This is a genomic window from Faecalispora anaeroviscerum, from assembly GCF_947568225.1.
In the GTDB taxonomy this organism is placed as follows: Bacteria; Bacillota; Clostridia; order Oscillospirales; family Acutalibacteraceae; genus Faecalispora; species Faecalispora anaeroviscerum.
This window is the reverse complement of sequence record NZ_CANOOQ010000001.1, coordinates 1,217,057-1,229,436: the sequence shown is the minus strand read 5'-3', so window position 1 is coordinate 1,229,436 and position 12,380 is coordinate 1,217,057. Positions and strand designations below refer to the sequence as shown.

The following is a 12,380-nucleotide window of genomic DNA, read 5'->3' as shown; positions in this document are numbered from 1 at the left end:
CTGTCAGGTTGGATTTTCTAAGAAAAGAAACGTATAAGATTGAGGACCTGCTGCAAATTGTCAGAATTCTCCGTTCGCCCGGGGGATGCCCCTGGGACCGGGAGCAGACACATCACAGCATCCGGGCCTGCCTGATTGAAGAAACGTACGAGGCGGTCGAGGCCATCGACACCGAAGATACGGAGCTTCTGCAGGAAGAACTGGGCGATGTGCTGCTTCAGGTTGTGTTCCATGCAGATTTGGAAGCTGAGGCAGGCAGGTTTAATTTTGATCAGGTTGCCGACGGCATCTGTAAAAAGCTGATTATTCGGCATCCCCACGTGTTCGGGGATGTCCATGTCCAGGATTCCGCGGAGGTTCTCAAAAACTGGGATGCCATCAAAAAGCGCACCAAGCACCAGTCTACTCAGGCTCAGGTGCTGGAAAGCGTCTCACCTGCACTACCCGCGCTGATGCGCAGTGCCAAGGTGCAGCAGAAAGCGGCAAAATCGGGGTATGACTTTGCTGATGTCTGGCAGACGCTGAAAAAGGTGGAGGAAGAAACCGCGGAACTGAAGGAGGCGATCCGGAAGGGTAATGCGCAGGACTGCCAGCAGGAGGTCGGAGACCTTCTGTTTTCGGTAGTGAATGCGGCCCGGCACCTGAAAACGGAACCGGAGCAGGCGCTGACGATTTCCTGCAACAAATTCATCGCGCGTTTTACCGCGGCGGAGGAGTTGGCCCGGGAGAGAGGACAGCGGCTGGACACTTTGTCGCCTGAAGAGTTGGACAGGCTTTGGGATGAAGTAAAACAGCGTACCATTCCCCAGCTGGAAAACCAGACTGAAAAATAAAATTTTGGAGGTAACAAATCTTATGAACAAAACAGAATTGATTTCTGCGGTGGCAGAGAAAGCCGCTATTTCCAAGAAGGATGCCGACAGCGCAGTAAACGCCGTGATCGATGTTATCATTGAGACCGTTGCAAAGGAAGAAAAGGTTCAGCTGGTTGGCTTCGGTACGTTTGAAGTTCGTTCCCGCAACGAAAGACAGGGCCGTGACCCCAGAACCAATTCTCCCATCACGATCCCCGCATCCAAAATTCCGGCGTTCAAGGCTGGTAAAGCATTTAAGGATGCTACGGACAAATAAGCTGTTGTTGATATTAAAGGCTGCGGACAGGCGTTTTGCGTTTGCCGTGGCCTTTTGTGTTATTGGCGGCAAGTAATTATAAGCTCACGCTTTCTTCCCCCGCCGCAGGCGAGGGAAGAAAGCGTCTTGGAAAGTGAATTTGACGATAAAAGGAGCAGAAATATTTCATGAGATTGGATAAGTTCTTGAAGGTATCCCGCTTAATCAAGCGGCGCACCATTGCGAACGAAGCGTGTGACGCCGGTCGGGTGACAGTAAACGGCAAGGTGGCCCGCGCCTCTTACGAGGTGAAGGAGGGCGATGTACTGGAGCTGCAGCTTGGCGCGCGCAGCCTGAAGGTGAGAGTGGTGCGGGTGAGTGAATACGCACAAAAGGGAGACGCAGCCGAAATGTATGAGGCGCTTTCCTGAAAACTGCCAGAATATGTCCCTTCCAGCCAGCATATATGTAGTAGAGTCAATCCGCTTCCAGACCGGATCTCCTTCCACCGCCGCAGACGGAGGAAGGACACAGATCAAGCGGCATTGTGATCAACTATACTGTCGGGAGGGAACGATCATGGCGGAAGAAAAGAAAGCAGCAGCCAAAACGGTTCGCGCGCCGCACAGCCTGATTGTGGATAACAGAAAGACGCTGACTGCTACCGGAGTTTCCAATGTGGACAGCTTTGACGACCAGACGGTGGTGGCGTATACCGATCTTGGCGAAATCGTGATTCGTGGCCGGAATCTGCAAATCGGAAAGCTCAATACCGAAACCGGTGAACTGACCATTATGGGAGAAATCTGTTCTCTGAGCTATACCGATCAAAAGCAGAGCAGCGGCGGCGGTTTGTTTTCCAAAATGTTCCGATAGCGGGGTGATTGCGCTTTGGGTCTTACTCTGGAGGAGCAGGGCCAGGGTTTTCTCATCGCCCTGGCGGTTGGGTTCGCGCTCGGCGCGTTTTACGATGTGTTTCGCATTTTTCGGGTGTTTGCCCGCAGTGAAAAACGCCAGGTGATCTGGCAGGATATTTTTGTATGCTTTGTCGCGGCTGTTATCAGCTTTCTTCTGGCCCTTGCGGTCAACTGGGGAGAGGTTCGCTTTTATCTGCTGGCGGGTGAGGCCATCGGTATGTGCGTTTATTTTCTTACCCTTGGTGAGATTACGCTCCGTTTATCACACCTTCTGCTGCGAATTTTAACGGCGATTAAAAATTTTTTATTCCGCTGGATTTTCCATCCTGTGGGGTGTTTGCTTCGCTGGATCTTCCACGGGGTATGCTCTGCTGGTGTAAAAATTGCGAAAGTCACAATAAAACCCTTAAAATTTCGGAAGAAAAGAAAAAAATCGCTTGAAACCTCCCCGCCCAATAGTGTATAATCAACTGTATGGATTCTGAATTTGCCCCATTACTGCGGATTGCAAAGAGGGGAGCTGTTTGACTTTATGAGGATACTGAAAGCCAAGAAAGAAAAAAAGAGCTTTTTGCTGCGGTTTGCTATTCTGGTGTTTGCGGTTTACGCGGCGGTCGCTCTCGTGAATCAGCAGATGCAGATCAGCGAAAAAAAGCGGCAGCTGGCCGATTTGAAACAGCAGATCAAAATTCAGGAGATTAAAAATGAGGACTTAAAGCACAGTTTGTCTTCCGGCAGTGGTGTCAGTGACGAGTACATAGAGCGCGTTGTGCGGGAAGGGCTCGATTATGCTAAGCCCGGCGAACGTGTTTTTGTAAATATTGCGGGGAATTAAACGGCTCTGAATTTAAGAGGAGGATATTATTACTGTATGCAACTTGAGGTAGGAACAATTCTTGAGGGAAAGGTTACTGGAATTACAAAGTTCGGTGCATTTGTAGAGCTTCCCGAGGGCAAAACCGGGATGGTTCACATTTCCGAGGTAGCTCCAACCTTTGTGAAAGAAATCCGCGACTATGTAACGGAAAATCAGATGGTCAAGGTGAAAGTGCTGAGCATCAGCGATGATGGCAAAGTGAGTCTTTCCATGAAAAAGGCTGTTCCGCCGCCGCCTCGTGACAACGGTCCTGCCGCGCGTCACTTTGCGCCGCGTTCTTCTGGGCCGCGTTCTTTCGGACCACGTCCTTCCGGACCGCGTCCCGCAGCCAGACCGGGCAACTATGAGTGGCAGGCGAGCAAAAAGCCCGAAGCAACCAGCTTTGAGGAAATGATGTCTCGGTTCAAGCAGACCAGCGACGAAAAAATGACCGACCTCAAAAGGTGCATTGATTCCAAACGCGGCGGCTTTACCAAGCATGGCGGCGGTGGCCCATCCAAATAAGACAGGCGGAGTGGTCACACTCCGCCTTTTTGATGCGTTTTCCGGTTGTTCCGGCGCTTGCTCCGAACGGCTGGAACAGAACAACCAGATTGATTTGTTTCCGGTACGGGGTGGCTTCTGGCCTTCCCGTCTGCCGTGTGTGCGGCAGCTTTTTTACCGGAGCCTGCGGGGTATGCCCTGCTTTTGGGAGGTAACATATGCTGATACAAAATGCAACGATTTATACGATGGCGGGCGATCCCATCTCGAACGGCTACCTGTTGGTACGAGACGGCAAAATCGCCGGGGTTGGCCCTATGCCCGCGCCTAATACCGCGGAAGAAGAGATTATTGACGCTGGCGGCGCCGCTGTGTATCCCGGTTTTGTCGACGCCCATACGCACCTTGGCATGTGGGAGGATGGCCTGACCTTCGAGGGTGACGACGGCAACGAGGACACCGATCCCATTACGCCGCAGATGCGCGGAATCGACGCCGTGAACCCTCTGGATCGCTGCTTTGAGGAGGCTTGTGCTGCGGGTGTGACGACGGTGATTACCGGACCCGGAAGCTCGAATCCCATCGGTGGGCAGCTCGCCGCCGTCAAAACGGCGGGGCGGCGGATCGACAACATGGTCATCCAGGCGCCCGTGGCGATGAAAATGGCGTTGGGAGAAAACCCGAAGTCCACGTATCACGGTAAAAGCCAAGCACCTTCTACCCGCATGGCCACGGCGGCCCTCATTCGCGAGGAGCTGTACAAAGCCCGGCGCTATCTAGAGGATTTGGAGCTTTCGTGCAAGGATGAGGACATTGATCCACCGGAGTATGATATAAAATGCGAAGCACTCATTCCCGTATTGCAGGGCGAGCTGCCGGTACATTTTCACGCTCACCGGGCCGACGATATTTTTACCGCGATGCGCCTGGGGCGTGAATTTCACCTGGATTATGTGATTGTTCACGCTACGGACGGCCACCTGATCGCCGACGATCTGGTCGGGGAGGATGTGCCGGTGCTTTGCGGCCCCATTCTATGTGACCGTGCAAAGCCCGAAATGAAGAATTTGACTCCGGCCTGCCCCGGCCTCCTCCAAAAGCACGGCATACGCATGGCGCTTGTCACGGATCACCCCGTTATCCCGATTCAGTATCTGCCGCTGTGTGCTGCGCTTGCGGTGCGCGAGGGGCTTGGGCGGGAAGAGGCGCTGCGTGCGATTACGATCAACCCGGCGCGCATTTGCCGCATCGACGATCGCGTCGGCTCTTTGGAGCCGGGCAAGGATGCTGATTTTTCCCTCTTCCGTGACGATCCGCTGCAAATTAGCACAAAGCCGGAAATGGTATTTGTGGCAGGCAGGCGGGTATTGTAACTGAGAGGATAAGTGCCCCTAGGGGTGTAGATCAAAAGGAGTTGGAGTGTATGAGAGAGGTTTCCGTTTCCCGTATCAGCGATGAGCTGTGCCGTATGTTGATTGAGGCGAACCGCGAGCTTTCCGGCGATTTGGAGGACTGCATCCGCTGCTCGGTGCAGAAGGAGAGCAATCCTCTGGGTAAATCGATTTTAGAGGATCTGTGCGAAAATCTGGATGCCGCACGCCGGCTGAATCTGCCGATCTGCCAGGATACCGGCATGGCGGTTGTGTTTGCGGAGATCGGGCAGGAGGTTCATCTGGTCGGTGGCTCGTTTGAGGAGGCCGTCAACGCGGGTGTTCACCGTGGTTACGTGGAGGGCCTGCTCCGCTGCTCCGTGGTAGGGGACCCGCTGCGCCGCGTCAATACGGAAGATAACACTCCCGCCGTGCTGCACACACGGATTGTGCCCGGTGACCGTGTGACGCTCACCGCCTGCCCGAAGGGCTTTGGCAGTGAAAATATGAGCCGCCTGAAAATGATGACTCCGGCGGCAGGGTCGCAGCAGATCATTGATTTTGTCACGGAAACCGTCCGCTTGGCGGGCGGAAATCCCTGTCCTCCGGTTGTACTGGGAGTGGGGATCGGCGGCGATTTTGAGTTGTGCGCACAGCTTGCGAAACAGGCGTTGTGCCGCCCGCTGGATGAGCCGAACCCGGATCCTTTTTACCACCAGCTGGAGCAGGACATGCTCCGCGCGGTCAACGAGCTGAAGGTCGGCCCACAGGGCTTTGGGGGCGATGTGACGGCGCTGGCTGTCAACATCGAAACCTACGCCACGCACATTGCCGGCCTGCCCGTTGCGGTCAACGTTGGTTGCCACGTAACGCGTCATAAAAAAATAATCATTTAAAGTCGAACTACTTCTATTTTTTCGGTATTTATGTTATAATACTCCCAGAGGGTTCGGGTGAATTTTCAGGAATTTGTTCCGAAAACTCTGTGATTTCCATTTGCAAAGGAGATGCGTACATGAATATCACGATTACTGGACGTAAGGTCACTTTGAAAGATCATTTTAAGAGCCTGGCGACAAAAAAGCTTTCCCGTTTTGATAAGATTTTTGATGCGGACGCGGATGCTCATGTGGTGGTCACGCTGGAACGCAACCGTCAGACGGTTGAAATCACAATTCGGAGCAAGGGCATGATTTATCGTGCGGAGGCAACCGATTTTGAAATGAACGACGCACTGGATCAGGTTGTCAGTGCTCTGGGTCGGCAGATCCGCAAGAATAAGAGCCGCTTGGACAAGCAGATTCATTCTGCGGCGCTGGATCAGCTTGTGCTGGAAATGCCAGAGGACGCTGAGTCTGGTGTTACTGCCGAAGAAGATGAATATCGAGTCGTACGTACCAAGCATTTCCCGGTAAAGCCCCTTACTTTAGAAGAAGCAATTTTGCAGATGAATCTGCTGGGTCATCAGTTTTACATGTTCCGCGATAGTGCTACGGGTGAAATTAACGTAGTGTATCAGCGCAAAAACGGCGATTATGGTTTATTGGAGCCGGATGCGGAATAATACAGATAGTCAGCGGGGACCGCGTCAGACTGCGGCCCCCGTTATTTTTCAGATACGGAGAGGAACACAATGGATCAATTTAAACTGGTATGCCCCTGCCTGCTGGGCATAGAGGGCCTGGTGGCGGAAGAGCTGCGGGAAATGGGCGCGCAGCAGGTGGAGCCCCAAAACGGGCGCGTGGTGTTCGACGGCAGCGACGAGATACTGGCGCGCGCGAATCTCTGCTCCCGTTACAGCGAGCGGGTGCTTGTGCTGCTCGGCACGTTTCGCGCCGTTACCTTTGAGCAGCTGTTTCAGGGGGTAAAGGCTTTGCCGTGGGAAGCGTGGATCGGCAAAAAAGACCGTTTTCCGGTTAAAGGCCGTTCCCTCAGCTCTCAGCTTTCCAGCGTTCCGGACTGCCAGTCCATCATCAAAAAGGCCATTGTGGAACGCCTGAAGCTGAAGCACCGCGTGCCGTGGTTCGAAGAATCCGGCGACATGTATCAGGTGCAGTTTCTGATTTTAAAGGATTCCGTCAGCGTGATGCTCGATACCAGCGGGGTAGGGCTTCATAAGCGCGGTTACCGTCCCAATGCGGCGGAAGCGCCGATCAAGGAAACACTGGCTGCATCGATGGCGAAGCTGGCCCGCCTTTGGCCGGATTCTCACGTGTACGACCCGTTCTGCGGTTCCGGCACGATTCTCATTGAATCTGCTTTGCTTGCAATGAATATTGCACCCGGCCTGCAGCGCAGCTTTGCGGCGCAAAGCTGGAAGGGGATTGATGAAAGTGTGTGGATTCGGGAAAAAGCGCGTGCGCAGGATTTGGTAAAACGCGACAGCACCTTCCTTGCTACTGGCTACGACATCGACGGCGCGGCGGTTGCCCTCACGTTGGAAAATGCGAAAAAGGCGGGAGTGATTGCTCATATTCGTGCGGAAAAGCGCGATATCCGCGATTTTGCGGAGGAGGGCGAGCGCGGCTGCGTAATCTGCAACCCACCTTACGGTGAGCGCCTGCTCGACCTGAGCCAGGCGGAGGAGCTGTATACGGCAATGGGGCAGCACTTTGTCCCCAAACGCGGCTGGAGTTACCACATCATCAGCCCAGACGAAACATTTGAAAGCTGCTTTGGCCGCCCGGCGGACAAACGCCGCAAGCTGTATAACGGAATGATTAAATGCCAGCTGTACAGCTATTATAAAGCCTGATTACTTGATAACACAGGATTTCTTCCTCCGCCAAAGGCGAATGGAAGAAATTTGGAAACATTTAAAAGATGATTTAATTATAAAATTAAAATGTAAAAATCAGGAAAGACTAAATCCGGGGATCGAGAGACGATTCCCGGATTTTTTTTGAATTTGCAATTGTAAAAAAATTATGAAATTCCGTATTTTAGGAAAAAACCTCTTGATTTTTATGCTGTCAGCGGCTAAAATAAGATTTAGCACTCGGGGATATTGAGTGCTAAACCCAATCAATCATTTTGATTTTTTATAAGGAGGAAATAGGAAATGACGATCAAACCACTTTCCGACAGAGTTCTGATTAAATTGGAAGAGGCGGAGGAAACCACAAAAAGCGGTATCCTGCTGGCTGGTTCTGCAAAAGAGAAGCCCCAGATCGCGTCCGTTATCGCGGTCGGCCCCGGCGGGTTGGTAGACGGCAAAGAGGTCACCATGTACGTAAAGGTGGGCGATAAGGTCATCAGCAGCAAATATGCCGGAACAGAAGTGAAAATCGACGGCGAAGAGTACACCATCGTACGGCAGTCAGATATTCTTGCTGTTGTGGAATGATTTTTCATTTTAATTCAGAAATTTAGGAGGAATATAGCATGGCAAAGCAGATTATTTTCGATGTAGAAGCCAGAAAAGCTCTGATGAGCGGTGTAAACCAGCTGGCAGATACCGTTAAAATCACCCTGGGCCCGAAGGGCCGCAACGTGGTGCTCGATAAAAAGTTCGGCGCTCCGCTGATCACCAACGACGGCGTGACCATCGCGAAAGAGATCGAACTCGAGGATCCCTTTGAGAACATGGGCGCACAGCTCGTAAAAGAAGTTGCGATCAAGACCAACGACGTGGCCGGCGACGGTACCACGACCGCTACTCTGCTGGCACAGGCTCTGGTTCGCGAGGGCATGAAGAATCTGGCGGCTGGCGCAAACCCCATGATCCTGCGCAAGGGTATTCAGAAGGCGGTTGAAACCGCTGTTGAGGCTGTGATCCACCACTCCAAGAAGGTGACCGGCTCCGACGACATCGCGAGAGTCGCGACCGTTTCCTCCGCAGATGAATTCATCGGCAAGCTGATCGCGGAAGCGATGGAAAAGGTCAGCTCCGACGGCGTTATCACGGTGGAAGAGTCCAAGACCGCCGAGACATACTCCGAGGTTGTTGAAGGCATGCAGTTTGACCGCGGCTATATCACCCCTTACATGGTAACTGATACCAATAAGATGGAAGCCGTGATCGACGACGCCTATATCCTCATTACCGATAAGAAGATTTCCAACATTCAGGAGATTCTGCCCCTGCTCGAGAGCATCGTACAGTCCGGCAAGAAGCTCGTGATGATTGCCGAGGACATCGAGGGCGAGGCTCTGACCACCTTGATCCTGAATAAGCTGCGCGGCACCTTTACCTGCGTTGGCGTAAAGGCTCCCGGCTTTGGCGACAGAAGAAAAGAGATGCTGCGTGACATCGCTGTTCTGACCGGCGGCCAGGTGATTTCCGAAGAGCTCGGCCTTGAGCTGAAGGATACCACCATTGCTCAGCTGGGTCGTGCCCGCCAGGTAAAGGTTGACAAAGAGAATACCATCATCGTAGACGGCGCTGGCAACTCCGACGAGATCAAAGACAGAGTTGCTCAGATCCGCGCCCAGCTGGAAACCACTACCTCCGATTTCGACCGTGAGAAGCTGCAGGAGCGCCTGGCGAAGCTTGCCGGCGGTGTTGCGGTCATCAAGGTCGGCGCTGCGACCGAAGTGGAAATGAAAGAGAAGAAGCTGCGTATTGAAGATGCTCTGGCGGCAACCAAGGCTGCTGTGGAAGAGGGCATCGTGGCTGGCGGCGGCGTTGCTCTGATCAACGCAATTCCCGTTGTGCAGAAGCTGATGGATACCACCTCCGGTGACGAAAAGACTGGCGTGCAGATCGTTCTGAAGGCTCTGGAAGAGCCCCTGCGCCAGATTGCCGCAAACGCGGGCCTCGAAGGCTCCGTTATCGTAGAGAATCTGAAGAAGGAAAACAAGATTGGCTACGGTTTTAACGCGTTGACTCAGGAATACGGCGATATGATCGCTCAGGGGATCGTTGATCCTACTAAGGTAGCTCGTTCCGCTCTGCAGAACGCCGCTTCCATCGCTGCCATGATTCTGACCACCGAATCTCTGGTTGCGGATAAGAAAGAGCCGGTCTCTGCTCCCGCAATGCCCGCAGACGGCGGCATGGGCGGCATGTATTAATCTGAATTTTTTCCGTGAGAAAAAGGGTGATGCCTTCTGGCATCACCCTTTTTTCTGTAATTGGTTCGGCTGTTTTTGATACGGCAGGCGGCAAGGGCTTCGACGAACCCTTGCCGCCAACCAAATGGCTATATCAAGAGGAGGCGTAAGCTGTTTTAAAGTCGGGAATCTTATCTCTTGGCAACCGGCTCGGCGGAAACAGCCTTCGGCTCGGATTCTCTGTTTTCATTCCAGCAGTCAGTATCGTGAATTCCGATGCTCGGTGCATAGAAATAGATTTTTTCTTTGCCCTGTTTTTTCTGGGCCTCATAGTCCTTTAAAACCTTGATGGACGTGTTGGCCAGAATCATCAGTGCGGGGAAGTTCAGCAGAACCATGACCGCCATGGTGAAGTCCGACAGGTTCCAGGCGAGCTCTGCTTTGATCAGGCAGCCAATGAATACGGCGGCTACAATGCTTAGGCGGAACAGCTTGGAGGGAGCGCGGTGCCAGATATAATAGACGTTTGTTTCAACATAATAAATATTGCCAATAATGGTTCCGAAAGCAAAGAACAGAACCGAAATGGAAACAAACCAGATGCCGAAGGTGCCAAATTGTGATTGTACGGCAGCCTGAACCAGAGGCATGGCGTAGCCGCCGTCTTTTCCTTCCCAGGAGACGCCGGGGCAGAGGATGAGCAGTGCGGTTGCGGTGCAGAGAATCAGAGTGTCGATAAAAACGGCCAGCATTTGAACCAGGCCCTGCTTTGCGGGGTGAGTGTCATCTACAGTACCTGCCGCGTTGGGTGCGCTGCCCATACCGGCTTCATTTGAATACAGGCCGCGGCGCAGGCCGATCGAGATTGCGGTGCCCGCGAATCCTCCGGAGATAGATTTAAAGTCGAAAGCCATTGAGAAAATCTGAGAGAATACGTGGGGGAGATTGCGAATATTCAGTGCAATAACCGCAAGGCTGACGACTAGAAAACCAATCGCCATAATCGGAACGATGACTTCAGAAATTTTCGCAACTACTTTTTGTCCGCCGAATACGCCGTAGGCGGTCAGCAAAGCCATGAAGATTGCGGTGCCGTAGGCCACCAGAGGGGAGTCCCCGAAATTCTGCTGGAAGGCGGCGGTAACCGCGTTGGCCTGCAGCATCTGGAAGCCATAGGAGAAGGTGATGATCAGAGACATTGCGAACACAACGCCCACCCAGCGGCGTTTGAAGATTTTTACCAAATAGTACGAGGGGCCGCCCTGAAACCTGCCCTCAGGCGTTTTTACCTTGTATAGCTGTGCCAGCGTGCTTTCCACAAAAGCGGAAGCGCCGCCGAGGGCCGCTGTCATCCACATCCAGAAAATCGCACCGGGGCCGCCCAGAATAATGGCGGAGGCAACGCCGGTAATGTTGCCTACGCCCAAACGGGAGGCACAAGAAACCATTAAGGCCTGAAAGCCCGAGACGGCTTCCTTGTCGTCACTTTCCTGAAACAAGAGCCGAATTCCTTCTTTGGCCATTCGAAACTGCACCATACGGGTACGAATGGAAAAGTAGATGCCGGTGAACAGCAGTAAGACCAATAGAACGCTGCCGTATAAAAAGCCGTTTGTTGTGTCCAGAATGTGATTTAGTTGATCCGCAAATGCACTCATACTTCAATAACCCTTTCTTTGTTTACACCGCAGTGTAAGTTTTGTTTGCTAAATAATGCAGGTTTAATTTACGGGATAAATATTCCAACATATGTATGCCGCCTACGCTGTTGCCTTTTTTGTTTAGAACCGGCCCGTAGGTTGCAATTCCCATCCCTTGCTCTGTAGCCGCAACAATTCCACCTCCTACTCCGCTCTTGGATGGGATTCCCGTCTTTACTGCAAATTCACCTGATTCATCGTACATACCGCAAGTCAGCATCAGTGTTTTTACAATACGTACAATCCATTCCTCTATCATTTCTTCTCCGGTAACAGGGTCTGTGCCGTCGTTGGCCAAAATCAGCGCGTAGCGGGCTAAATCCTCTGTTGTTACCTCCACCGAGCACATACGAAAATAGCGGTCTAGCACTTGTTCCGGGTCACCCTCCAGAATATGGTCACTCTGCAAAAGGTAGGCGATGGAGCGGTTGCGAAGGCCGGTGCGCTTTTCAGAAAGATAGACTTGCTCGTTCAGACGAATAGTATCATTAAAACACAGTTGACGAACGAGTTCAAGGAATGCCCCAAACGGATTCGGTAGTTCAATACAGCTTACTGTAACAATTGCCCCCGCGTTAATCATCGGGTTAAACGGGGGAAGCTGTTTGGTTTCTAATTGCACAATGCTGTCGAAACAGTCTCCGGTAGGTTCCATTCCTACTTTGCTGAATACTTTTTCGTAGCCGACTGTTTTCAGGGCCAGAATTAAAGAAAAGGTTTTTGCAATGCTTTGCATGGTAAACGGAATTTTCCAGCTTCCGGCGTGGCAGACCGTGCCGTCCGGCAGCATCAGGCAGATTCCAAGATGCGAAGGGTCGGCTTTGGCCAGTTCGGGAATATAGTCAGCAACCTTGCCGCAGGAAAGGTGACTTCTGCCGTAAACGAGAGAATCTTGTAAAATAAGGTCAAAATCTTGTGCTATCATCAT

At 52.4% G+C, this 12,380-nt stretch carries 15 protein-coding genes; 13 read left to right on the top strand and 2 right to left on the bottom strand.

All coding sequences use genetic code 11. From position 1 onward, the window contains the following. Positions 1-8: 8 nt before the first annotated feature. From mazG to groL, 13 genes are all read left to right on the top strand, one after another. Positions 9-833, top strand: a complete 825-nt coding sequence (mazG, locus tag QOS46_RS06075; protein WP_283608130.1) for a nucleoside triphosphate pyrophosphohydrolase — start codon at positions 9-11, stop codon at positions 831-833. Between the two features lie 22 nt (positions 834-855). Beyond that, positions 856-1,131 carry an HU family DNA-binding protein gene (locus tag QOS46_RS06070; RefSeq protein WP_027103825.1) on the top strand — a complete coding sequence of 92 codons (276 nt, stop codon included), beginning with the start codon at positions 856-858 and terminating at the stop codon, positions 1,129-1,131. Between the two features lie 167 nt (positions 1,132-1,298). Further along, complete coding sequence (locus tag QOS46_RS06065; protein WP_283608126.1) at positions 1,299-1,541, top strand: RNA-binding S4 domain-containing protein; 243 nt, start codon at positions 1,299-1,301, stop codon at positions 1,539-1,541. 148 nt (positions 1,542-1,689) lie between these two features. Further along, positions 1,690-1,986, top strand: a complete 297-nt coding sequence (yabP, locus tag QOS46_RS06060; RefSeq protein ID WP_283608125.1) for a sporulation protein YabP — start codon at positions 1,690-1,692, stop codon at positions 1,984-1,986. 15 nt (positions 1,987-2,001) lie between these two features. Beyond that, positions 2,002-2,493 (top strand): spore cortex biosynthesis protein YabQ, encoded by a 492-nt coding sequence (yabQ, locus tag QOS46_RS06055; RefSeq protein ID WP_283608124.1) that lies wholly within the window; start codon positions 2,002-2,004, stop codon positions 2,491-2,493. A 66-nt stretch (positions 2,494-2,559) separates the two neighbouring features. After that, the gene (locus QOS46_RS06050) at positions 2,560-2,862 is read left to right on the top strand and encodes an FtsB family cell division protein (RefSeq protein WP_283608122.1); all 303 of its coding nucleotides are present in this window, start codon (positions 2,560-2,562) and stop codon (positions 2,860-2,862) included. A 36-nt stretch (positions 2,863-2,898) separates the two neighbouring features. Continuing rightward, positions 2,899-3,408, top strand: coding sequence for a S1 RNA-binding domain-containing protein (locus QOS46_RS06045; RefSeq protein WP_283608119.1), 510 nt, complete (start codon positions 2,899-2,901; stop codon positions 3,406-3,408). 197 nt (positions 3,409-3,605) lie between these two features. Beyond that, entirely contained in the window at positions 3,606-4,760 is a 1,155-nt protein-coding gene (locus tag QOS46_RS06040) for an amidohydrolase (RefSeq protein ID WP_283608117.1), read from the top strand. A gap of 50 nt (positions 4,761-4,810) precedes the next feature. Continuing rightward, on the top strand, positions 4,811-5,653 hold the full coding sequence (locus QOS46_RS06035; RefSeq protein ID WP_283608115.1) for a fumarate hydratase: 843 nt from the start codon (positions 4,811-4,813) through the stop codon (positions 5,651-5,653). Positions 5,654-5,772: 119 nt separating this feature from the next. Then, positions 5,773-6,321 (top strand): ribosome hibernation-promoting factor, HPF/YfiA family, encoded by a 549-nt coding sequence (gene hpf / locus QOS46_RS06030; RefSeq protein ID WP_283608113.1) that lies wholly within the window; start codon positions 5,773-5,775, stop codon positions 6,319-6,321. Positions 6,322-6,390: 69 nt separating this feature from the next. Further along, positions 6,391-7,512: a THUMP domain-containing class I SAM-dependent RNA methyltransferase gene (locus tag QOS46_RS06025; RefSeq protein ID WP_283608112.1), complete on the top strand. Its 1,122-nt coding sequence runs from the start codon at positions 6,391-6,393 to the stop codon at positions 7,510-7,512. A gap of 306 nt (positions 7,513-7,818) precedes the next feature. Beyond that, a complete protein-coding gene (locus tag QOS46_RS06020) occupies positions 7,819-8,103 on the top strand; it encodes a co-chaperone GroES (protein ID WP_283608111.1) in 285 nt (94 codons plus the stop codon). 38 nt (positions 8,104-8,141) lie between these two features. Beyond that, the gene (gene groL, locus QOS46_RS06015) at positions 8,142-9,773 is read left to right on the top strand and encodes a chaperonin GroEL (protein WP_283608109.1); all 1,632 of its coding nucleotides are present in this window, start codon (positions 8,142-8,144) and stop codon (positions 9,771-9,773) included. A gap of 170 nt (positions 9,774-9,943) precedes the next feature. Here the strand turns inward: groL and QOS46_RS06010 are convergent, their stop codons facing one another. Together QOS46_RS06010 and glsA are read right to left on the bottom strand one after the other, a co-directional pair. Then, on the bottom strand, positions 9,944-11,410 hold the full coding sequence (locus QOS46_RS06010) for an alanine/glycine:cation symporter family protein (RefSeq protein ID WP_283608107.1): 1,467 nt from the start codon (positions 11,408-11,410) through the stop codon (positions 9,944-9,946). 22 nt (positions 11,411-11,432) lie between these two features. Then, positions 11,433-12,380 (bottom strand): glutaminase A, encoded by a 948-nt coding sequence (glsA, locus tag QOS46_RS06005; RefSeq protein WP_283608106.1) that lies wholly within the window; start codon positions 12,378-12,380, stop codon positions 11,433-11,435.